This window comes from Sphingobacterium gobiense (genome assembly GCF_002980575.1).
Lineage (GTDB): Bacteria > Bacteroidota > Bacteroidia > Sphingobacteriales > Sphingobacteriaceae > Sphingobacterium > Sphingobacterium gobiense.
In genome coordinates, this window is the sequence record NZ_PVBS01000001.1 from 980,930 (window position 1) to 1,000,958 (window position 20,029).

The 20,029-nt window shown below is 41.1% G+C and carries 18 protein-coding genes; 5 read left to right on the forward strand and 13 right to left on the reverse strand.

Annotated features, from left to right (window positions below; all coding sequences use genetic code 11):
• Positions 1–2: 2 nt before the first annotated feature.
• From C5749_RS04400 to C5749_RS04440, 9 genes are all read right to left on the reverse strand, one after another.
• Positions 3–917 carry a polysaccharide pyruvyl transferase family protein gene (locus C5749_RS04400; protein ID WP_105723349.1) on the reverse strand — a complete coding sequence of 305 codons (915 nt, stop codon included), beginning with the start codon at positions 915–917 and terminating at the stop codon, positions 3–5.
• 16 nt (positions 918–933) lie between these two features.
• Entirely contained in the window at positions 934–1,476 is a 543-nt protein-coding gene (locus C5749_RS04405; protein WP_105723351.1) for a serine O-acetyltransferase, read from the reverse strand.
• A complete protein-coding gene (locus tag C5749_RS04410) occupies positions 1,473–2,339 on the reverse strand; it encodes a polysaccharide pyruvyl transferase family protein (protein ID WP_105723353.1) in 867 nt (288 codons plus the stop codon). The genes C5749_RS04405 and C5749_RS04410 overlap by 4 nt, the downstream gene beginning before the upstream one ends.
• Positions 2,340–3,866 carry an oligosaccharide flippase family protein gene (locus tag C5749_RS04415; RefSeq protein ID WP_105723355.1) on the reverse strand — a complete coding sequence of 509 codons (1,527 nt, stop codon included), beginning with the start codon at positions 3,864–3,866 and terminating at the stop codon, positions 2,340–2,342. It abuts the gene before it with no gap.
• Positions 3,832–4,821, reverse strand: a complete 990-nt coding sequence (locus tag C5749_RS04420; RefSeq protein WP_105723357.1) for an NAD-dependent epimerase/dehydratase family protein — start codon at positions 4,819–4,821, stop codon at positions 3,832–3,834. Before C5749_RS04420 ends, C5749_RS04415 begins: the two co-directional genes overlap by 35 nt.
• Before the next feature lie 108 nt (positions 4,822–4,929).
• The gene (locus tag C5749_RS04425; protein ID WP_105723359.1) at positions 4,930–6,117 is read right to left on the reverse strand and encodes an MraY family glycosyltransferase; all 1,188 of its coding nucleotides are present in this window, start codon (positions 6,115–6,117) and stop codon (positions 4,930–4,932) included.
• Between the two features lie 102 nt (positions 6,118–6,219).
• Entirely contained in the window at positions 6,220–7,425 is a 1,206-nt protein-coding gene (locus C5749_RS04430; protein ID WP_105723361.1) for an OmpA family protein, read from the reverse strand.
• 41 nt (positions 7,426–7,466) lie between these two features.
• Positions 7,467–9,059: a hypothetical protein gene (locus tag C5749_RS04435; RefSeq protein ID WP_146113673.1), complete on the reverse strand. Its 1,593-nt coding sequence runs from the start codon at positions 9,057–9,059 to the stop codon at positions 7,467–7,469.
• A 34-nt stretch (positions 9,060–9,093) separates the two neighbouring features.
• Positions 9,094–9,327 carry a hypothetical protein gene (locus C5749_RS04440; protein WP_105723365.1) on the reverse strand — a complete coding sequence of 78 codons (234 nt, stop codon included), beginning with the start codon at positions 9,325–9,327 and terminating at the stop codon, positions 9,094–9,096.
• 571 nt (positions 9,328–9,898) lie between these two features.
• Between C5749_RS04440 and C5749_RS04450 the strand changes: the two genes are divergently transcribed.
• Both C5749_RS04450 and C5749_RS04455 read left to right on the forward strand, forming a co-directional pair.
• Positions 9,899–10,090: a hypothetical protein gene (locus C5749_RS04450; RefSeq protein WP_105723369.1), complete on the forward strand. Its 192-nt coding sequence runs from the start codon at positions 9,899–9,901 to the stop codon at positions 10,088–10,090.
• Between the two features lie 280 nt (positions 10,091–10,370).
• Positions 10,371–11,747: a helix-turn-helix domain-containing protein gene (locus tag C5749_RS04455; protein WP_181151270.1), complete on the forward strand. Its 1,377-nt coding sequence runs from the start codon at positions 10,371–10,373 to the stop codon at positions 11,745–11,747.
• Between the two features lie 11 nt (positions 11,748–11,758).
• On the opposite strand, the gene C5749_RS04460 is transcribed toward C5749_RS04455, so the two are convergent.
• Both C5749_RS04460 and dinB read right to left on the reverse strand, forming a co-directional pair.
• The gene (locus C5749_RS04460) at positions 11,759–12,727 is read right to left on the reverse strand and encodes a membrane-associated sensor domain-containing protein (RefSeq protein WP_105723373.1); all 969 of its coding nucleotides are present in this window, start codon (positions 12,725–12,727) and stop codon (positions 11,759–11,761) included.
• Between the two features lie 278 nt (positions 12,728–13,005).
• Positions 13,006–14,052 carry a DNA polymerase IV gene (dinB, locus tag C5749_RS04465; RefSeq protein ID WP_105725217.1) on the reverse strand — a complete coding sequence of 349 codons (1,047 nt, stop codon included), beginning with the start codon at positions 14,050–14,052 and terminating at the stop codon, positions 13,006–13,008.
• A gap of 202 nt (positions 14,053–14,254) precedes the next feature.
• On the opposite strand from dinB, the gene C5749_RS04470 reads away from it, so the two are divergent.
• The 3 genes from C5749_RS04470 to C5749_RS04480 are packed head-to-tail and all read left to right on the forward strand — an operon-like array spanning position 14,255 to position 17,314.
• Positions 14,255–15,478, forward strand: coding sequence for a porin (locus tag C5749_RS04470; protein ID WP_105723375.1), 1,224 nt, complete (start codon positions 14,255–14,257; stop codon positions 15,476–15,478).
• 12 nt (positions 15,479–15,490) lie between these two features.
• On the forward strand, positions 15,491–16,612 hold the full coding sequence (gene lpxB, locus C5749_RS04475) for a lipid-A-disaccharide synthase (RefSeq protein WP_105723377.1): 1,122 nt from the start codon (positions 15,491–15,493) through the stop codon (positions 16,610–16,612).
• A 60-nt stretch (positions 16,613–16,672) separates the two neighbouring features.
• The gene (locus C5749_RS04480) at positions 16,673–17,314 is read left to right on the forward strand and encodes a hypothetical protein (protein WP_105723379.1); all 642 of its coding nucleotides are present in this window, start codon (positions 16,673–16,675) and stop codon (positions 17,312–17,314) included.
• Positions 17,315–17,486: 172 nt separating this feature from the next.
• Here C5749_RS04480 and C5749_RS04485 read toward each other — a convergent pair whose 3' ends face one another.
• Together C5749_RS04485 and C5749_RS04490 are read right to left on the reverse strand one after the other, a co-directional pair.
• Entirely contained in the window at positions 17,487–18,788 is a 1,302-nt protein-coding gene (locus C5749_RS04485) for a M16 family metallopeptidase (RefSeq protein WP_245893616.1), read from the reverse strand.
• Positions 18,757–20,013 carry a M16 family metallopeptidase gene (locus C5749_RS04490; protein WP_105723383.1) on the reverse strand — a complete coding sequence of 419 codons (1,257 nt, stop codon included), beginning with the start codon at positions 20,011–20,013 and terminating at the stop codon, positions 18,757–18,759. Before C5749_RS04490 ends, C5749_RS04485 begins: the two co-directional genes overlap by 32 nt.
• Positions 20,014–20,029: the final 16 nt, after the last annotated feature.

Sequence of the window (20,029 nt, forward strand, 5' to 3'; positions counted from 1 at the left end):
TTTTAGTTTTCTATCTGGTAATAATTCCTGCTTTTTGACAAAAGATATGCTCGTTGATCCGGTTGTATAAACGGACATGCTTCTATCAGCGGAGCCAAATCTATGTGAATAGGTTCTTTATCATATGACAGGTCTTCTATCGGAATATCTTGTTCAGAAAGGTTTATTCTTTCTTTAGGCACTCTACCAACAGACAATAAATAGTCTGCAAACTTAAATTCTCCACCTGCCACGCTATCCGACAGTTTGATAGCACATACCGGTATTCCGTAGGCTTGCGCCAATATCAACCCATGTAAGGAACTGGTTACAATTTTTCTACAGGATTTTAACTGTTTTACAAAAAGCTCGTGGTTATTACTGGTCATAATATTGATAACCAACATATTTTTATCCGACCGGTATTGTTTGACCCAATTAGCGTCCCAATCGGCATAATGTGGAATGATTCCGTATTCGTAAATAGGCGCTATTGTCGGGTTATAAATCAAGGGTAGCAATAGTGCCGGATCTCCGTAGCATGTCGGGCAGTCAATTCCATTATTCCGATAAATCGCTCGTGACAACGGTCCCCTTACGGCTAATATGTGGCTTGGTTTGACAAAATCTTTTGTTTTAAATTCTTCTCCGATAAACCCTGCACCCCAGATTATCGTTTGCGGACGTGACCATTGACATACACTGCCAATAACCGCATAAGAAGTAGCCAGATTTTGAGGTGTTTGTTTCAAAAACCGTGAAGGGAATACATCTTTTCCGGAAAGATACTTCACTAAAGAAATATTCAACGCATCCCCAAAATTCCGGCTGTCCGGAAAGCCGTCTACAAAAATAGGGGCAGTGAGCGAACGAAGTTGCTCGTTAACCCTATATCTTTCGACAACCGCTTTTAATAAATCTTTAATTTTCTGCAACATATCCCGTACCTTATTTCTATAATTTTGAGTTCATCACACGTGCTGGTATACCTACAACCGTTACATACGCTTCCTTAATAGATTTGGTAACAATTGCTCCTGCTCCAATCTTAACACCATCCGCTACCGTAATATCGCCCAATATTTGAGCGCCTTGTCCGATATCCACATTATCTCCTATCTGAGGTGGTGTATCCGGAAAACCTCCTTTACTACCGATGCAGCAATTGCCATGTATCGTACAATTTTTGCCGATTTTAGCTTTGGGGTGCACGATAACCGATCCGTAATGATATATTTTTAACCCCGTTCCAAAATTCCCGGCGTGGATAAAAAAGCCTAATCGACTTCCTAATATATTCTTCCGTCGTTGGTAATAGTATTTCAGCAGTTTTTTGGGCTTGATCAGGGTGTAATATTCTTCGCTTCGGAGGTATTTAAGGTAACGGCGCAACCAATATTGCTCACCACGCAGCAGCACATCAACCAAATTATTTTTGGATAACAGCGGATAATAAGCCATCCCATCTTGCCGTATATATGCTTTGCGTGTAATCAAAACGTATACTTTTTGTATGTATCGCGTAAAGGAAAAGGTGCTGCCGCTAATAGATTCTTTTGCAAGGCAGCCAGCGAATTATTGATGCCACTCAAGCTGGGGTTTACCTCAAAAAGTTGCCGCCAATCGGATTCATCGTTCAATATTGCGTCAAAATCCGTAAAACCATCGTAAGCCGGAATATCCACGGAACTGAAATAGTCCTGAAATTTAAAACCGTCGGTATCGATATAGCCGTGCTTAATCCATAAAGCCGGAATCCCATAAGCATGTGCGACAATCAGTCCGTGTAAGGAACTGGATAAAATATATGCACAACGGGTAATATCGTAGGTTGTTCCAACCACATCTCTTGTCCGGAAATCAATAATGGTATGGCGATCGCCATATTTCTCCTTAAAGAAATCCACTTCTTTCCAATGGGGAATGATGCCGATTTTCACATCCTTTTGCACTGCTCCTTCTAACCACAGCGGCAGCAGCAAGGCCGGATCGCCATAGACACCACAAGCGGGAATTCCTTGTTCAACGAGTTTCCGTTCGGTCAGTTTTCCCCGAACGGCATATACTTTGCCGCCCCGAAATTGGTCATGGTGGTTCATCAGTCCGGATCCCCAGACTCGCGTCCCTTTCGGCAACCAAGGCATAATCGAACCCACGGCGCCAAAAATGCGATGATGTGGTAGAATAAGGCTTTTCCGCTTTGCCGGTTGCAAACCAAGTAGCGTCCGCAGCCTTTCGTTCCGCGTCATCGTGAAATCTTTATATTGTACCGGAATTCCCGTCAATTCTTTGACGAGCTGCGGACTCAAGGCATCTCCATAGTTCGCTTCATTCCAATAGATTAGGTTTATCTTTTTCATCTAATCTCGCGCAAAACGTTTCTTTACCTGTTCAACAATCAGTTCTTTTTCTCGTTCATTTACCCCAAACGACCAAACCCCTGCCGGCACGACCAACAGGGTCGTCAGGCAGATCAACAGCAAACGCCAAAGACTTTCATCCAGCTGCATATAGATTAGCGTAGGTAAAATCGGTGCGATCATAAAGACAACCAGTACTTTTATCATCACCTGCTGCCAATAATCTCTTCCGCGCAATTGAATCAGGGGTTTAACAAACTGTACCCGCAGGTAGTGGGCAATGCACAGCATGACAAACTGCACGAGAAATACCGTATAAGCCGGACACCCCAGTTTCAGAAAAACATAAGACAAGGGGGCGATCAGCAAGAGAAAGCTGCCAAGAATGACTTGATAACGTCGGATTTTTCCGGTAGCTTTCACCGAAGTAATTAGCGGATTTGCCAGGCATTCGACTAGCGAAATCAACAAGACAATACGCAAGAAAGTCACCGTATGCTCCGGCACAATTTTTAACCACCAAACTAACAACTGCCGGGCTTCAAAAAAAACCGGCAACGCCAACAGCAGAAAGAAGAAAAAGGAAAACTTGGAACCGGCGAAAAGCAGCTTGTGCATATAGGCAAAATCGTTGTCTGCATAACTTTTAATCAGCTGTGGATTCATGGCCGCCTGAAAGCTTCCTGTAAAGCGGTTTAGCACCGTCTGCACCTGCACGGCTACACCGCGGGCGGCATTGATCACCGGACCAAAAAATATATTCAGCAAGATATTGAGACCATGCGAGGATAGCATGGATGAAGCATCGCCAAACAGACTCCAGCCGGCAAAGGAAAACATCTCTTTTGCCTTGCTTTTATCCCAGGCCATGCCCGTACGCGACTCCTTGAAATGCCGATAGCAGTATTGCCAATAAACTGCCTGCATAAGCACCTGAATACCCAACAGCAACAGGGCGTACACCTTCAAATTATCAGCTCCAAAATACGGAATAGCTAACACCACCGCCAGGCGCAGGAACAAATCTGTCAAAGAAAAATAGGCGTAAATATGCATGCGCTCGTAAGCGCCGATCATGGCATTGTAAGGTACGTTGATAACCGAAAAAAATATGGCGGAAATACTGCAATGGAACACCCAGATTGCGGCCTCCATGCGTTCGGCAGGGATCGTCATTTCTAACTTTAAAAACCATAAGCCAAAAGCTTCGGCCAGCACCACGATCAAAAAAGCCAAAAGCACGTGAATGGTCAGCGCATTGCTAAATACCTGTTTTTGCTCGTTGAAATCTCCTTTACCCAATGCCACCGTGATAAAACGGATACTGGTGTTAGCCATAGACATATTTAACAAGGTGAACATCCCGACAAGTCCGCCGACTACACCGTAAATACCGTAATCCTCCACCCCCAGCTCGTTGAGCAGCACCCGGGATATATAGAAGCCTATAAACATGGCGATCAGCATCCGGGCGTATAACAGCATGCTGTTCTTAGCGATTCGTTGTGTCCTGTCTGTTGTTTGCATTAGAAAATTCCATTTCTAACATTCTTTTTAATCCTTCCTTCAGCGTAAACGGCGGCACGAAACCTGATGCCTGAACTTTACCGACATCAAATTGTGTGGTCGCGCAGAATTTCTTTACCCGCACGGAGCTGATGTTTAACTTCTTGCGCGTGATGAAAGCCAGCGTATCAAAACCATAGCCACCCATCATCCCCAGCCAATAGGGTATGCGCGCGGTCGGGATTTTCTTTCCCAGGATCTCTCCGGTATGGCGCACGAGATCTTTCGTCGTAAAATCCGGTTGATCGGCATAGTTATAGATTTCGTAGCCTATTGTCTTTTTCTCGATGAGAAAAGCAATAAACGTCACGATATTCCCAATATAGGACATGGACTTCTTGTTATTTCCCTTTCCAATCATCATAAATTGACCACCGGCAATCTGTTTCAACAGATTGTAAACGTTTCCCCGGTTACCTTCACCGAAAATGACCGTTGGTCGTATGATACTGATATCCCAATCGGGATGGTTTCGATACCAAACATTCAAGACCTGTTCAGCCTGCCATTTACTTTTCCCGTAATCATTAAAGGGGTCGATAGCTGCAGTTTCATTAGGATTATCCTTGTCCAATCCATATACCGCCACAGAACTGGTAAAAATTAACCGTTTTATACCGTTGGCATCCATAGCTTTTAAGGTATTTCGCATGCCTTCGACATTAATGTCGTAATAAAGAGAAGTTGGACTTACATCATCACGATGCTCCGCAGCCAGCAATACTGCCACATTACCACCCTTGGAATGATGCGCCAGCGTCTGCCAATCCATCACGTTCCCAATGCGTGTCAATTCCGGATATTTTTCGCTGTTGTTTTTATCAATGTTCAGTACATCGATTCCGGGTATTTCCAATAACCTATCGATTAAATGAGTACCAACAAATCCGGAACCCCCAATGAGGACTATTTTCATTTATACAATTGTTCTTTAAAGGTAATGAAGCTTGTCCGCGTACCGCAGACAGGTTTCATTTGTATTTTTTTTAAAATATCCAATTATCGAGACAGGCATACATAACGATCAGCGTGTATGCAATACTTCTCTATGTTTTTCTTTTCTCTCTCTTAGGTATACTTGTATAGGTGCGGTTAATCGCGCCTCCACATTTTGTTTCTCGACGTGTCGTTGTTCTATTTTTTCGAACGCATAATGGAGTCCTACCCACAACAACAAATCACAAGCGATGACAATATTATTGCTGATCAGATCGACCATCAGGATATTAAATAGGCAGAAAAATAACACCAATCCCAAAATAGACAACATCGCTATGCGATGAGACATGCCCATCCGCAAAAATTTATGATGAAGATGATTGCGGTCTGGTTTAAAAACAGGTTTCCCTTTTCGCCAACGCACAAACATCACACGCGCAACATCCAGTACAGGAATAATGAGTGTAGAAAAAGCGACGACAATAGCACCGTCGGAAAAAGACTTGATATAGATATTGTTCATGGCAAAACTAACCGCCAAAAACGCTATCGAATATCCTAGGGTCATACTTCCGGTATCGCCCATAAAAATCCGACGATGTCGACCGGTAGCACCAAATACGTTGAAATAGAAAAAAGGAATTAATAATCCTACCGTAATAAATGCGAATAAGGCATGCCACCAGGCACTATAATAAATAAACAAAGATCCCAGCACCAAACAACCCATACCTACTACACCGGAGCAAAGTCCGTCCAGCCCGTCAATAAGATTAATGGCATTAATAATCAGCACTACCATAAACATCGTCAGCGGAATACCTGCCCACGCCGGTAACGAAACTATAAGCCCTACACCATACAAATCGTTAATCCATAGACCAGAAAGTGGAAAAAACGCTGCTGCGACCACTTGTGCTGCAAATTTCCATTTATAGCTTACGCCGATAAGGTCGTCAGCTATCCCTACCATAAAGAGGATACCCAAACCACACAACAGCAGCATAAAATGGGATAGTAACGCCCACGACTCTACCTGTATATCCATGTTGGCTATCTTGACTACAAAAACCAATGCTATAACAAACAGAAAACACTGTATTGGCACAAAAGCAACTCCCCCCAAGCGAGGAGTGATATGTTGATGAACCTTACGCGTATTAATCGGATCAAAAAGCCGCTTTTTGTAGGTCACCAGCATGATAACAGGAAGCATCCCCCTGCTCAATAGCATGGCCAGTAAGAAGCAAGTGATTATGATGAGGGTATACATGATAGATCGGAACCAAGGTTTTTCCCAGAACAATATGCACCACCTCCCATACTTTCAGAAGCATGAGAAGGTGAGCATAGTGCTATGAAAACAAAAAATTAATTAATCTCCTATAACGATAACGGCACGGCTTACGCGTGGATCGTCATAATACATATTCTCGACACCACCCTTATGTTCGGTACGTAAACGTGATGGGTCAACACCAAATTCCTCTACCAATACTTTCTTGATAGCTGCTGCACGGTTACGGCTCAACAGTTCGTTGCGGGCAACGGAACCAGTGCCTCTATCGGCATAACCCGTAATAGTATACACGACATCCGGGCTACCTCTCTTGATCGTCTCTGCGAAGAATCCAAGGTTTACGCGCGCCTCATTACGCACTTCCCACGTATCGATCTTGAAGGTCACAAGGATCGGAGCCGCCAAGATTCTATCCTGAAATTTCACTTCTGTGATAACCTCTCCTTGCGCATCATCCAGCTGGCGTTTCAAGGCATCGTTGTCCGCAGCCAATTTAGCTACGCGGTCACGTAACTCGTTCAGCAACGACTCATCATAGCTTGACTCGATAATAGTCGTCGTTGGTTTATCCCAATCACGCTTGTTGAACCTATAGGCAAGACCAAGCGACGCTGTTAGCGAACCGTCTTGACGACGGCGGCCTATATCACCGTCTAAACGGTCGTGTACCATCGCGCCACGAATATCCAACGTCAAATGCAATGGTTTCGCCAAATGGAATGTGTTGTAGATTCCGATGTTCATGCTCACCTCGTGTTGTCTAGGTTCATCTGTCACGACCATATAACCTACACCGGCGTACGGACTGATATTGTAAAAACGCTCTTTATAGCCACTGAAAAGATTGGTTAGGTTGAAAAGCGCGTCTCCATAAACATGAAACGATTTAAACTCCTCGTGTGATAACCAATAGCCGTATCCGGATTTCCCCTCGTAAGACTCACCGGTCGAATAGAGACCGCTTTGGGTTACCCCTGTGATTTTCCCGAAGTTTCCCCCCACACGTGCACCGAATCCCGGACTGAACCATTTGCCTAAATAAGCGTTAAACGTAGGAGTTAGACGCTCCCCAAACTTCATTTGCTTGTCGTGGTCACCAAAGAAAATCTGCGCACCGACACCGGCACCGAAAAAAATATTGTCGCCAAAACGGTTCGTTACGACCTTGTAACGGTCGATGGATACCGTTACCGTAGTATCGCGTGTTACGGGGAGAGATTGTGCATCTCCCGTCCTTATACCACCCAACGCGAAAAGAGATAAAATAATAAATTTCTTCATTATGTAGTTAATCTTGTTCTTTGTTTGTCAATTAATAATTGTTATTCTTCACCACATTCAACCTTCGCCACACCGCCGTCTATATAAAATCTCATTATCGTTTTACCAGTTTGATATTGAGAAACCGTGACTTCGTTTGGTCTGCCATCCGTATACCAAATAACAGGATTCCATGATGCCCCATTATACAACTGCATTGTTTGAAGTGATCCGGTCTGCGTTCTTTTGGCCTGCATCGTAACGGAACCATTCGTATTAATAGTCACTCGAATCACTGGTGCCGTCTTCGTCCCAGTCATATTGTATATTTGTGCATTAGTACCCTCACCATGATTTCTTGGATTACTCATAAAACGAGCAGTATGGTCGATGTCAGTATTCGTCTGAAACTCGATTTCCTTAGTTGCTAATGGTGTGCCGTTAATAACCATGTTAAATGAATTATCTAGTTCGGCAATATTCAATACAAGACTTTCTCCTGCTGTGGTTAAGAAAGTGAAATTAGAAGTTAGGCTCCCCGGACCACCATCTGATTCTTGAGAAAACTCCGTATCAGATATATCCTTCAAACACCAAGCTTTAATCTCCAAATACAAATCGTATTTTACCCCCGGAGTGACAGGAATTGTCGTCTCCCCCGATTTACTGAAGGTTTGCCCATTATAGAATATCTCCAAATTCCCCAGCTTTAACGTTACATCAGAAGCTGCATCATGAACTAAAACGGTTGGCTGGCTTGCAACCGCTGTGCCAGGAAAATCATTGGAATTAAATACGATGGATTTATCTACGGCTGTCCCCAGATAGGTCATCTCACCATCTAAAATCTTAACCGTAGCCCGGTTGCCTACATCATGCGAAGCTGACTCAAAATAAGCACCACTCACATTTCTTAGTGCGTCTAAGCCAACGTTTGTGGCATCAACAATCGTCGTGATTTCACTGAGTTTGTTCCATAGAACAACGTCCAGTTCATAAATGTTATCAGGACTGCCAGAAAAGGTCTTTGTTTCGACAAAATGCATAAATTTGTCGTAATCTTCTGCTATAGTAACATAAAATTCATCCAATGTGGTCCCTTCTAACTCTGGAATATCGGCTGTACCCGCAGAATAGGCTATAAAAGTAAATATCCCTGGATTATCGGGATCATTCACTTCCAAAGCAAATTCCTCATACGCGGATGAAGTACTGGTTACTTCTTCATCTGTACGATATACTTCCTGTCCTGTTGCATTGTAAACCAACAGTCTATATTTCGTTCCTATTGGTAAATCATTTCTTACGGGTTGAGCTAAAGCCTTTAGGCCCTTTTCTCCAGATTGTTTCAGCTGTACTGGAGCAGCTTCTTGCTGTGGTACAAGCGTAGCTACTAGCCTAAGACCGTCGCCAAGATCAATCGTCTGTTGCTGATTAACAGATGATGTTGCTTTGGATCGACCAACAGAAGCCCGCTGATTATTATTAGGTTTATTTGAATCTGCCACTATGCCACCTTTTACATTGACGCGCATCTTTATCTGGTCTCCAGCTCCAAATGGTCTCATCGTATCCTTATTACAGGAAACCATGACGAGTAGTGCGAAAAATAGGTAGGGTATAAGTATGGTAATGTATCTCGTAGCGTTTCTCATTATTTCCATTTTTTGTTTTTGATTATTTTGTTTATTAAAAAAGATCAATGTCAATTTCTCTCACCACGTCGTCTTCAACCATCCATCCTTCTTCAACCTTGCCTTCCGTTTCCTTTACCGTTATTGAACCGGCCGCAATGTTGTTTTCCAACTCCACGAGAATCGATCCCATCGCGGGCGCGAGATAAATAAGTTTCTCGTTTTTTGTTTTACTCCCATCCTGCAATCCTGCAATATCAGGTGGTAGCATACTATTTTGCTCTTCCATTGTTGTTTTGGTTTTGCTGATTTTAATTAATAATATTTCTTGACTACGATTAATAGCTGGCTTGTTTAAGCCAAATTAATATGCGACAAAATTAGCGGCGTTTGATAGCTATAGAAAGCTTTTGTATGACCCAAATAACGAAAAGGCACAATTTTATTTTATTCATTTTACCGAAAACGAACAATACACAAAAACACTATAAACAACTAATAAACAACAAGATAACAGACATCAACACCAACTTAGTGTAGTTATCCTGCTACATAACAAAAGAACTTTAAGAATGCAATTTATTGTACATTTGTGATAGCCATTATTGTATTTACGCTGTACCTCTTTTTTTGGGTAAAACATCACACACACGCATTTTTGTACAATGATTTTGTTTTTGTATATAGTACCGACCTCGGTATAATTTTTCATAGGTAGATTGTATCCGGTATTTCTCCCCGATAATATCGGATCCTTTTATTATATATTCAAAAACAACATGAAATATGAAACCAGAAAATAGAAATATCAATAAAGGGAATCAAACCGATATTCGATTTGATTATAAAAATTAGAGAATATGAAACCATCAGTGATACGCTATCAAAAAGAAATAAAGGAAGGTGTTGTCCAAGCCATCATTAAAGGTGATCTGTTGCTGGAAGAGGCCATGGAAAAATATGGTATTATGACCAAGAAGACTATTGTTCGTTGGTTGAAAAGACAACAATATGAAATTTTAAAAGGAGGACAACAAACGTCAAAGACTTAAATATTATAATTAAATATATTTATCTATTTGGAATTTAATTTAAAACATCCTAATATTAATATATACTATGAAGATCGACAGTAAGGGGTTAACTTATTTTTATATTTTTTGTTTATTGATATGTAACGTCGTTTTACGTGCACAGGATCTAGAGTCTTATAACGCATTGTACGTAAAAACATATTTGGAAACATCCCAAAAGGATTTCCCAAAAGCCATTCAGATTGCCGACTCTTTATATTCAATATCACGAACCCCTTTATTACAAATTCGAAGCTTAATGCTTACCGCTTCCCTGTACCAACAACGGGCAGAAACAATAAAATCAATCGAATATGCGCTGAAAGCAGAAAAAATCGTCAATGATACCGATGAGGTAAACTGGAAAGCTCGAATTTATGGTTTTTTAGCTACCCAATATAGAATTGCGCGATTGCTCACGCCAGCAAAAGAGTATATAGTAAAAGCATCTGCTATTGTTGAACAAATAAAACGCCCACAAATAGCCAATACAGTCAGAGGATTGATCAATCAGGAGATGGCTCATAACGAAATGGCAAATAAACGATATACACAAGCGATAGCCTACATCCAACAATCAGAACAATATTTTGAAAGCACCGCAGAAAATCGGGGCTTCTTTAAGATGGAGAATGAGCAGTTATTGGGCCTTAATTACTACTTACTAGAGGATTATGACAAGTCAATAGAACACTATCAAAATGCTTTGCGCGTAGGCATTGATGCTCCCGAAAATTACGTCACGGCTTTAATTCATAATGGTCTGGCGAATATATACCTAAATAGAGAAAATCTTTTGAAGGCCGAAAAACATTTAGACAGCGCGCAACGCCTCGCAGATAAATCTTACTATCTACAACTGAAGAAAGAAGTGAATGAAACGGCATACCGATATTATGCAACAACAAACAAAATAGATAAGGTGTTGTTTATCAAAAAATTACAAGATTCTATTGTAAGCGAAATTTATAAGAAATCAGCTGAATTCGTAGATAATTCTTATACGAATCTAGGTCTTGAAATAAAAGACCAGCAACGAAGGTCAAAAAGTAAAATAGCCTTTCTCATCATGGGGTTATTGGTAGTATTCCCCATAACGCTTTACTTTATCTTACCGCAATTTAGACAAAAGCAGAAACTAATCAGCAAAAATGTAGTAGACAAAAAAGTCGAAAAGCAGCAATTTCCTTTACCAGATAACCCCGAAGAGGAAAGCAATAAAGATCAGCCGTCAGGAATGGAAAATGAAACTTCCCCTACCGTAGTAATTTCAGATCAAATTGTCAACAAGATTATGAACCGATTGGAAGAGTTTGAAGGTAAACACCTTTATGTTAAAAGGGACATCTCTCTTTCCTACCTAGCTATTTATTGTGATACCAATGCGAAGTACCTTTCCTTTGTTATCAACTCGCAAAAGAAAAAGGACTTCTACAATTATATTAACGAGCTTCGGATTAATTACATTGCAAAAAGATTGATAAACGATCCCTATTATCGACGACTGAAAATAGCGGCTCTAACCAACGAAGCTGGCTTTTCTTCACAAAGCAAATTTGCACAAAACTTCAGAAAGGTAACAGGAATGTCTCCTTCAGAGTTTATAAAATCTATACCGGAAGAGCCAGAGGAGTAATTTTTGCGCTATCAAAACCGATCAATCCACTGATAAAGGTCTTCATCCGGAGGAATACAAAATGATTTCCTAAGCCGGCTTTTCTTCGTCTGCACACTGCGCACAGCCATATGGTTATAATTGGCAATCTCTTTAGTGGTAAATCCTAATTTCAACAGGGCGCAAAATTTAAATTCTTCTCTCGTCATTTCGGGATTCTTCTCGCGCAACTTCTCATAAAAATCTGGAAATACGTGCTTAAACATTGGTAAAAAAGCCATGTCATCATCTTTTGCCAACTTCACAACATATGCCGGAGACTTCAACGTGCCAGCTGATTTCGGTTGTTCTGAATACTGATTATTCGACAATCCCATACCACTACGTAATGCTTGATGATACAAATTCTGTATTTTTTTGTTCTTCAGCATAATAAAATAACCATTAACAGCTAATAGCAGTACCGCCTGAACAAAAGTAATTTGTTGATTCTTACGAAAATACACCTGACTTTCCTCGACCCCATCAAACCATTCCAGATGAAACAACTGCACGATATAGAACAGCACAAAAATCCACAGAAAAACAAAAATATTATACAGGCTATTTTTTTCGTTAAAAATGAATAAAGCAGCAAACAGAATAGCGAAGTAATACGGAGCAATTCCGTTGTGAAAACCCGCAGTAGAACAAAAGTAGAATACCATCAATGTGGCCACTACGAGTGTCGACGCCGCAATTTTTGTACTAAAATACACCCTTGTATACCACGATAACAAAAATAATGCACAGCCCACCGTAAGCAAAATCGAAAAATTAATGTGGCGTCCAAAACATAAATTCCGAAAAGCATCTGTAATAAAAATCAACGAAATTAAAAAAGCATACTGATTCATCAAACGAACCCTAACGGCTTGCAATTTATCCATATCCTCATCAATATGTCTGTTGGATATAGCACGCCAACATGTTTTAAGCAACATTGCATTCATAATCTGCATTAAAAATTAGTTTATTTCTATTCAATATGAGGACCATTACCGGAAAAGATCCAGTAAGCGAATTTAGAGAATATCAGTAACTCTTTGAACAGATTGATGAGGTTTAAAAAAACATGTAGCGTTTCAACTACATATTTAGCACAATTTTCCTATGTAACAACTATCCCTTCTATCTTTCTCCGTTTTGAACTTTCATTTAAGATATAAATTTCAGAAATATAATACGTAATCAGTTTTCTAAAACGTATTATGGAGTCGCAACAATACTTAACTTGGTCTTAAAACAACCGCAATTGTGGGTTATGCAGTTTTTCCAAATCAGCGTCATAAAAATTAGAGATCGTCACCCCCAGAAGCCTCACCCGCTTGTCTTCCATGTCCACGTTGCCGAAAAGATCAGTTACCTGTCGGAAAATATCTTCCGCGGTATTTAGATAGAATGCACTTGTTTTGCTTCTTGTAAGCTGGGAAAAGTTTGCAAATTTTATTTTCAGTGTAACTGTACGTCCTTGTTTGGCCCTCCCCTCTAACCTCTTTTCCAGTTTTATGCATAACGCTCCCAATTCCTTTAGCATTTCCTGCTCCTCTTTGAGATCCGTTTCAAATGTATCTTCTATACCAATTGATTTGACGATCCGATTAGGCTTCACGGGTCGATTGTCCTCTCCCCGCACCATATGATAAAAAAATTTACCTGATTTCCCGAATCGCCGAATCAACTCATTCTCCGTAAACTCCTTCAATTCCTGTCCGGTATGTATTCCCATATTTTTCATTTTCTCAGCTGTTACTTTGCCAACTCCAAAAAATTTATCGATAGGGAGATGCTCTAAAAAAGGAATAATTTTAGAAGGCCCGATAAACGTTAATCCGTCCGGTTTTTGATAATCCGATGCAATTTTGGTAATAAACTTGTTTGTAGACACACCTGCCGATGCAGTCAGCCCCAATTCTTCACGAATGGCTGTCTTAATTGCTTTAGCAATTTCAATGGCCGACCCTATACCTTGTTTGTCTTCTGTCACATCCAGAAAAGCTTCGTCCAGCGAAAGCGGCTCTATCAAATCCGTATATCGTCTAAAAATTGCCCGTATCTGATTGGAAATTTCCCTATACACATCAAATCGGGGTCGTGTAAAGATCAAGTGCGGACAAAGCTGTAACGCCTGTCGGGAAGACATTGCCGAGCGGACTCCATATTTCCGTGCTTCGTAACTCGCTGTCGCCACCACGCCTCTACCATCCGGCGAACCACCAACTGCAAGTGCTTTATTTCGCAATTCCGGAAAATCACGTTGCTCCACCGACGCATAAAATGCATCCATATCAATATGAATTATTTTTCGTCTCTTTTCGCTCACAATTTTCTTAACTAGATTTGCACAATTCCCCCCAAATAGAAATTCCCAATTCTTTCCAAAATTAAAATGAATTTTCGTATCTAAGAATAGCGTAAAGTAAAACCAAGAAACATTATCTTTGGCATTTTGCGACACGTGATAGAAATACTTTTATACAACCATACGCATGAACATTAAAATTAAACTATTGCTGGTGACCGCTGGTTGCCTTTTGTTTACTATCCAAAGCCAGGCACAGGAACGAGACGATAGAGCAAACATACTGAATTTTAAGGGAATACAATACATGAGTAACGATTCTTTGTTTTATACCAACTTTAGATTTCGTATGCAAAACAGAGCTGGATTCAGCAACGTGCTGGACAATATCGATAATGGATCATTTGACGCGCGTGTCCGGCGGTTACGTTTGCGGATGGACGGTTACATTTATACGCCTAAAATATCGTACTCCGTTCAACTGGCCTTTACAAGAGGTGATCAGGATTTCGATGATAGCGGTATTCCAAATATCGTACGTGATGCTGTAGTTTTCTATAATTTTACGGATAATTTCTGGGTATCTTTCGGACAAAACAAATTACCAGGAAACCGTCAACGGGTCAACTCCTCGGGTCAATTACAATTTGCCGACCGGTCATTGGTCAATAGTAGATTCACGGTCGACCGGGATTTCGGGATGACCTTCCACTACACAAATAAAATCGGTCAGGTGCCCTTCAATGCTAAAGCAGCTGTTTCCACAGGAGAGGGACGGGCCGCGCTGGGTAGCGATAACGGTCTAGCCTATACTGGACGTATGGAATTTTTACCTTTTGGGGAATTCACAAATGAGGGCGACTACTCGGAAGGAGATATTGAGCGCGAAGAAACGCCTAAGCTCTCGTTAGGAGGTGGTTATAGCTATAATGACCGGACAACACGAGAAGGCGGGCAACTCGGCAGGTATGTAAAAAATCCGTTTACGCTCAAAACGTCTTTTGCAGACGCTATTTTTAAATATCAGGGCTTTGCATATCAGGTAGAATATATGCGACGTGATGTCGATAATCCGTTCAACATTGTCGATGATCAATTTAATCAAGTGGATGGTCCAGAAGAAGAAGAAACCTACGCCCAGAAGGGATGGGGAGTGAATCAGCAAGCATCTTATCTCCTCAATAAAGGATATGAAGTTGCTACGCGCTATACGCATATAAAACCGCATCAGCAGCTGCGGAATTACGAAGATCAGCTCGATGTTATCGAACTGGGATTGACCAAATATATGAAAGCACATCGGCTCAAGTTCCAATTAAATGCAAATTACACCGTGCCAAATGGGGACTTTAGCAATAATAGTAGCAAAAACGCTTGGGGAGGAATGTTCCAGATTGAACTGGGGATATAAAAAGTAAAGATCATGAAATATTATCTTATTGCAGGAGAAACTTCTGGAGATCTGCACGGTGCTAATTTAATCAAAGCCTTAAAAAAAGAAGATTCAGAGGCTAGTTTCCGTATAGTGGGCGGAGATCAAATGTGCAAGGCATCTGGAGAAACACCATTGATACATACATCGAAAATGGCATTCATGGGATTTGTAGAGGTTATCAAAAATCTCGGAAAAATCCAGAAGAATTTAAAACTGGTAAAAGAGGATATCACTGAGGAAAATCCGGACACTTTAATTTTGGTAGACTTTCCCGGATTTAATCTTAAAATCGCAGAATTTGCTAAAAAGCGTGGTATTCGTGTTTGCTACTATATCTCTCCTAAAATCTGGGCATGGAATCAAGGTCGAGTGCATAAAATCAAGAGAGTCGTTGATCATATGTTTTGTATTCTTCCTTTTGAGGTTGATTTCTACAAAAAATACAATTATGTTGTAGATTATGTTGGCAACCCCTTACTGGACGCGATAAGTCAGCATACGTTCAACTCCGCTTTCAAGCAAGATAATGAACTCAACGAACGTCCAATTATTGCCTTACTTCCGGGGAGTCGAAAAATGGAAATCGAAAAACTTTTGCCGGTTATGGTTGATCTATATTATCTTTTCCCGGCACATCAGCTCGTCATCGCGGGCGCACCCAATTTTGATGAAGACTACTACCGGCAATATACTGGTGATTTACCAATAAAAGTCGTTTTCCAACAAACCTATGATCTTCTCAAACATGCCGAAGCCGCCGTAGTGACGAGTGGTACTGCTACGCTTGAAGCCGGCATTTTAAAAGTGCCGCAGGTCGTCGTCTACAAAGCCAATAAACTTACGGTATTTTTAGCTCGTCGTTTGGTGAAAGTTGAGTTCATTTCTCTAGTAAACTTGATTAACGGCTTTCTATCTGTTCGGGAGTTTATTCAGGAAGAATGCGATACCCGTACGATCGCCGACGAACTTGGTGAGCTGATAACAAATAAGGAACACCGCGCGAGTGTATTGGAGAATTATGATGTATTAGCTGAGAAACTTGGATCTCCCGGAGCGTCGGAAAAAGCGGCAAAACTTATTGTTCAATATTCGTCTGGTGGGACAAACTAAACTATTTACCTTTTTGTTATTCCAATATAATGTATATAGCGTACGTAAATAGTAAAAGTCATGAAATTAACCCACATATTAAGTATAACCTTGCTCTTCCTAGGCGTTTCCTTCCTATCGATCGGATATGCGCAAGAGGAACATATCGGCAAATTAGAATTAGGCAAGAAGAAAAAGAGAACATTTAACAGCCGCGATTCTTCGGCAGTTATCTATATTGATACACTTATCATGAAAGACCGATCATCTTTGCAGTTTTATGGAAAAAAAGACGTCAAACTGGTCATAAAGCATGCGGAAATAGGGAAAGGTGCATTTATTAGCGGTATGGGCGGACGAAACAATGCTTCGGACTTCGATATCGACATCAACCTTAAAAAATTGGGTTCGTTATATGTTATTGCCCGTGGTCAAGATGCCATGAACGGCACGAAGACCGATCCGAATGGCGACGGTGGAAATGTGAATTTCAAATACGATCCGAGTGGGATTATACCTCAGGCAGAAGATAAAAAACAAGCGAATTACGTTTATATCGATGTCTCTGCCGGTGGTCGCGCAATCAATCCTGTTTCTGACTTAAACCAGATTTACTCACGAATAGCCATGTCTGCTCCTGGTCTTCGTGGCATACCACAAGGGCAAGTTTACTCTGGCTCTCCGGGTAAAGAAGGGAAGGCTGTTATTACAGAAAGTAAATAACCTTTGTAAGGTTAATGATGGAATATTCAATTGCATGAAAACTCCCTTAACATCCAATGTCGCATCCGGATTTTTGACAATTGTAGAAATCTATCCTTAGCACTTCCCTCCCTGTCAAACATCCGAAGCGACGAGCTTTTTGCTTCTTTTTCGCGGGGAAAAAGAAGAAAGATTAATTATTTCTCCCTACTACAATCTTAAGCAAATTATTGTAATCAAAATACGTATTGGCGATACGCTGCACATCTGCGGCGGTCATGTTACGGATGATTTCATTATAACGTGTATAATAGGATATATCGAGTCCATAGAAATACACCGCTTTAAATTTATCAGCATGTGAAAATACAGATTCGATAGATCCTAAAACTGAACCCAAAATATAATTTTTTACTAATGCTATCTCTTCCTCAGGAGCTGCTGTCTCACGCAAAATAGTAAACTCTTTTTCTATTTCCACTAGTGTTGCTTGTGTACTGTCGACACCGACCTCCGTAGCAATGGTAAAGAATCCGGTATGTTGTAAGCTCGCAAAGGCGGATCCGATGCTATAGGTGAACCCCTTGTCTTCACGGATGTTTCGCATTAAACGTGAACCAAAATACCCGCCGAGAAGGGTATTAACAAATTGGATAGCTGGAAAATCGGGATGCACCCGGTTAATGGTGGGTATACCCAAACGGATAGCTGACTGCAAGGCGTCCGCGCGCGTTTCCATAACTGTTGATGGTACAAAAACGGGAAATTTAGGTGCCACAATGCTATTTGTATCCACAGTGTTTGCCCATTGGACATCAAAAAGCGCCCGTACGTGCTTTAAAACATCATCAGTGATATTTCCCGATAAAATCAACGTACAGTTTTGAGGCTGTATCTGTTTCTGATACAGCGCAATCAAATCGTCTCTGTTCAGCTTATCATAAGCTTCTTCCGTCGGAACCCGTCCATATCTACTTTCTCCAAACAAGTTCTTGAAAAATAGCCGACGTGCGACATATTCATTTTTTTGCAACGAGATCTGTAATGTCTGCTTATTGTTACGAATATAGGTTTCCAGTTCTTCCTCTGGAAAAATAGCCGCACTCAATATATCGTGCACAACCGGTAAAACCGCATTTAAATGTTTATTCAACGAATAGAGTGTTAGTGCAGTTTGGTCAAAGCTATATTCTGGCATGAGATACGCACCATAAAAATCTATCTCTTCGGCTATCTGTGCACCCGTCCGTGTTTTCGTACCTTCTTTTAGCATATGGCTGGCACAGGTATGAAGAAGGGAATCTTCCGAGCCATCGAATATATTCTGAAAGATAAACTCAGCCTTTATCAACTCTTGCGTCGGCGCTCTGAAAATAAAAACCCTTACTCCGTTGTCAAAAATCACTTCATCCGGTCGAATAAGGTCGATATCCTGTATTTCATGACGTGAAGGTGCTTCGGCTCTATCCAGCATGTTGTTGTCGTTCTTTAGCATAATAAATTAGGGTAGATGAATTTTCTGGAATAAAAATTTCTCGCGCCATCCGTTGAATATCATCTGGTGTTATGGCGAGGTATTTATCCACTTCTTCGTTATACCAATCTGCGCTTCCTAGTGCTTCAAAAAAAGCAAGATTCATTGCTTTATCCAAAATTGAAAGCTCCGCAAATACCATCGTTGATTCTATCTTGTTTTTCACCTTTTGTAGCTCTGTTTCTTTCATCAGCTCGGTTTTCAGTATGTCGAGCTGTTTCCATAACGATGCTTCTGCCTTGGCCATATCTACCTGAGCTAATGGTTTCCCTTCAATCACAATAAGATTCGGATCGATAGAACCACAGACGTAAGCATTTACCTCGCTAAACAAGGGTTGATCTTTCACTAGCGCCCTGTAAAGTCGAGAAGAATTTCCACGCGATAGTATATCGGATAATAAATCCATTACGGGATAATCGGGATGGATACGCCCGAGACCATGAAATGCAATGTAGATGCTGTTTACCGGCACATCTGAGTATACTTCTTCTCGTCGTGGAGCTAACTGTTTCGGTTCTTGGGGTAACCTTCTTTCGGGTTTCTGACGCGCAGGGATATTAGCAAACCATTTTTCGGCTAACGTTTTTACTTGATTAAATGATACATCTCCCGAGACTACCATAATAGCATTACTTGGGACATAATGCTTGAAGAAAAACGCTTTTACATCCTCCATTGTTGCATCCTCGATATGGCGGAGCTCCTTGCCTATCGTAGCCCAGCGATAGGGATGTTCCTTGTAGGCAAGGGGACGCAAACGTAACCAAACATCACCATAAGGTTGGTTGAGGTAGCGTTGTTTAAATTCCTCACATACGACATTTCTTTGCACTTCTAGACTTTCCTCGCTAAAAGCTAGACTCAACATACGATCACTTTCTAGCCAAAATGCAGTTTCCAGATTAGCAGACGGCAGCGTAATATAATAATTGGTTATATCGTTGCTTGTAAAAGCATTGTTTTCTCCGCCGACTTCCTGCAAGGGCGTATCATAGTTAGGGATATTGACAGAACCTCCAAACATCAGATGCTCGAAAAGATGAGCAAATCCGGTTTTATCGGGCGATTCATCCCGTGCACCCACATCATATAATATATTCACACAGGCCATCGCTGTGGTATGGTCTTCATGTACCAATACACGTAAGCCATTATCAAGTGTAAATCGCTGATAATTAATCATAAATCACTATTACAGG

Excerpts from the sequence above, each read along its gene's own strand:
- C5749_RS04435 (WP_146113673.1), bottom strand. The coding sequence starts at position 9,059 with ATGAGAAACGCTACGAGATACATTACCATACTTATACCCTACCTATTT.
- C5749_RS04400 (WP_105723349.1), bottom strand. The coding sequence starts at position 917 with ATGTTGCAGAAAATTAAAGATTTATTAAAAGCGGTTGTCGAAAGATAT.
- lpxB (WP_105723377.1), top strand. The coding sequence starts at position 15,491 with ATGAAATATTATCTTATTGCAGGAGAAACTTCTGGAGATCTGCACGGT.
- C5749_RS04420 (WP_105723357.1), bottom strand. The coding sequence starts at position 4,821 with ATGAAAATAGTCCTCATTGGGGGTTCCGGATTTGTTGGTACTCATTTA.
- C5749_RS04470 (WP_105723375.1), top strand. The coding sequence starts at position 14,255 with ATGAACATTAAAATTAAACTATTGCTGGTGACCGCTGGTTGCCTTTTG.
- dinB (WP_105725217.1), bottom strand. The coding sequence starts at position 14,052 with ATGGATGCATTTTATGCGTCGGTGGAGCAACGTGATTTTCCGGAATTG.
- C5749_RS04425 (WP_105723359.1), bottom strand. The coding sequence starts at position 6,117 with ATGTATACCCTCATCATAATCACTTGCTTCTTACTGGCCATGCTATTG.
- C5749_RS04410 (WP_105723353.1), bottom strand. The coding sequence starts at position 2,339 with ATGAAAAAGATAAACCTAATCTATTGGAATGAAGCGAACTATGGAGAT.
- C5749_RS04430 (WP_105723361.1), bottom strand. The coding sequence starts at position 7,425 with ATGAAGAAATTTATTATTTTATCTCTTTTCGCGTTGGGTGGTATAAGG.
- C5749_RS04460 (WP_105723373.1), bottom strand. The coding sequence starts at position 12,727 with ATGCAGATTATGAATGCAATGTTGCTTAAAACATGTTGGCGTGCTATA.
- C5749_RS04440 (WP_105723365.1), bottom strand. The coding sequence starts at position 9,327 with ATGGAAGAGCAAAATAGTATGCTACCACCTGATATTGCAGGATTGCAG.
- C5749_RS04415 (WP_105723355.1), bottom strand. The coding sequence starts at position 3,866 with ATGCAAACAACAGACAGGACACAACGAATCGCTAAGAACAGCATGCTG.
- C5749_RS04490 (WP_105723383.1), bottom strand. The coding sequence starts at position 20,013 with ATGATTAATTATCAGCGATTTACACTTGATAATGGCTTACGTGTATTG.
- C5749_RS04450 (WP_105723369.1), top strand. The coding sequence starts at position 9,899 with ATGAAACCATCAGTGATACGCTATCAAAAAGAAATAAAGGAAGGTGTT.
- C5749_RS04480 (WP_105723379.1), top strand. The coding sequence starts at position 16,673 with ATGAAATTAACCCACATATTAAGTATAACCTTGCTCTTCCTAGGCGTT.
- C5749_RS04485 (WP_245893616.1), bottom strand. The coding sequence starts at position 18,788 with ATGCTAAAGAACGACAACAACATGCTGGATAGAGCCGAAGCACCTTCA.
- C5749_RS04455 (WP_181151270.1), top strand. The coding sequence starts at position 10,371 with ATGCTTACCGCTTCCCTGTACCAACAACGGGCAGAAACAATAAAATCA.